Raw genomic sequence first — 2,303 nt, 5'->3', positions numbered from 1 at the left:
GATGCCCTCGTCGCTCGCATTGGTGACGACAAACAGGTGGATGGGGCCATGCTCGCCCGGGTCGCGGCCCCAGGCTATCTGCTTTGCGGCGGCCGCCTTGATTTGCTCGGCCAATGGCGGAAAGCGGAAATACTGATTCTCGATATAGACAAAGCTGCAGGCGTTGTTGACCACCTGCAAATACATTTTCTCGATATCGAACTTGCCGTGTTCCGGCTGAGTCCGCAGCACCTGGGCCATGACCTTGACGCCGGTGTCGTGCAGCATTTTGAGTGCTGTCGCGGCAGGTTTTCGGGTGGTTTGCAGTGCTTCGCCGGTAGCGCGGTCCCATGCCTCACAGAAATTCTGGTTCAGATACCGGAGAACCGGGCCGGTGACGCGGCTTGAAATGTCCTGTCGTGGCGTCGCGCCATTCCGGCCCTGATCGCCCAAGAGCCGGACCGCGCTATGGTCGTCCTTGTCCCAGTACGGGTCGAGCATGTTGTGGCCCATGACATAGCCAACTGCCCGGTCAGGCAATTCATAATCGACCAGCACCATTTTCTGGTGGTGCGTCGGCACGATCGCGCCCATGATGGCGCCGCCTTGGGCCTTACTACCGGCAGAGCGCGTGTCGTCGGTCCCCCACAAGGCCGTGCGAAATGCGATTTCCAGCCGGTTAGACAGGCCAAAATCCCGCACGACAAATTCGACGTTGACCAGCTTCGGCAGCCCCAGCAATCCCGGCAGCTTTTCCATGACCTGCGATGGAACAGGCCCTTTGAATATCTTGGCGGTAGGGGAGGTGCGTGCTGCACGCCAATGCCAGTACCGGTTGAATTCCTTGGGATTGACGCGGGGATTGGGTGGACGCGAGAACCAGGGATGCTGATGCATGCGGTCAGGCAGGTTCGGCTCGTCGCCCATATCTGACATGCCGGGAATGCCCAATGCTTCGCCGCCCCAGCTAAGCAGACGGACCTTTACCCCGCGCTTTCCCGCTGCCTCGAGCAGGTCGCCAATACAAGGCGTGCCGCGCTCCCTGGCGCCGCGTTTGAAGAACATTGATGGCTGGAAGCCCCAACAGATAATGTCGACGGTCTTCTGCGCGGCGGAAATGGTGTCGTGGAGGTCGCCGAACGCCTCTTCGCCATTGACGAGGGGATGAAAGGTGCAGGGCTGAGGCGCATATTCGGCACGCTGGACGAACCACGGCAGCGTGATGAGCGCCCGATTGGTACGCGACAGAGCGATGGGCGTGGTAATGGGTTGTTGTCTCATACCTGATCCTCGGGTGTTGAGCCGAGCAGTTGGTCATAAACCTGGCGATGGACGGCGCGATCGGGCGCCTCGGGCGTTCCGGGTGCGGACTCGAAGAATTGAAAGCCGCGCGCGGCAAGTTCGCCGTTTTCGGCGTTGCCGCGATATTCCTCAGTAGTAGGAATGGCGTGGACCGCGCCGCTAGCCAATTGCAGTTCGTACTGCTTGGTGGCCATCTGATGGTCGATCGGAATGTCGCCTGTTTCGTCGATCACGCCCTGCCGGAACAGCACGCCTTGGGCAAACAGCTTGTACGGCATGCCGACAGGCAGCCGGGTTCTCGATGCCGGCGAGGCGCCGGTGTTCAGCGTCAGCGGGTGTGCGGGCAGAATGTTTGCCATTTCGGCGTGGATCTGCATCGAGGCGGGCGGGCGCTTAACCCACACCGCGCACTTTTCGAAGATGTCTCCCGGCGTTGCATTTTCGATCCCGCACTGCGTAATCCGAATGTAAGACCCGCCCGACCCAATCCACACCTCCTTGGCGGCCGACAGCACCAGCTTCCCGTCCGTACTGCTAATGGTGACGTCCTTAAGCGCCGCCAACTGCAACTCATCGCCCTGCGCCTGAATCTCGACCTTCCCGCCCGCCGCGAACAGTTTCATGCCGAGTTTCTGCGCGAACAGGGACACGGCGTCGCCGGCGGCAACGGTGAAGCGCTTGACCGCGCTGATGTCCGCATTCCCGCCCGCTGTGGCGATGAGATGGTTCGCCGCGCTGGTTTGCAGGTCCGCCCCGGACACCAGGGCGATACCAGCGGGCGCGCTGGCGAGCAGTCCGGCGGCGCGCAGTTGCTTGAGGCTGTCATTGAGCAGGGCCTGCTGGCGCTCGCAGTCGGCGGCGAGGGCTTGTGCTGCCCTGGCGGTCTCGGCCAGTGCCTGGCTTTGCTGGAGCGCTTGTTCGAGCAGGCGCTGAGCCGGGGCCATGTCGAGTTGCTGTCCGCTGGCCTTTGGCTGGTCATCGGCGGTGATGAACAACCCCTTGCCGCCCCGGATGGCCCCCCA

The 2,303-nt window shown here is 62.2% G+C and carries 2 protein-coding genes; both read right to left on the bottom strand.

Annotated features, from left to right (window positions below):
• On the bottom strand, nt 1–1,260 hold a 1,260-nt coding region (locus AC1EJR_RS27215; RefSeq protein WP_477110905.1), incomplete at its 3' end, for a phospholipase D-like domain-containing protein.
• Nucleotides 1,257–2,303 (bottom strand): DUF2345 domain-containing protein (locus AC1EJR_RS27210; protein ID WP_477147849.1); only part of this gene is annotated, 1,047 nt, incomplete at its 5' end. The genes AC1EJR_RS27215 and AC1EJR_RS27210, both read right to left, overlap by 4 nt.

The sequence above is a fragment of the Cupriavidus sp. 05T42 genome (assembly GCF_056396345.1).
Note: the sequence above shows the minus strand (reverse complement) of the source record. Positions and strands in the feature narration are given on the sequence as shown.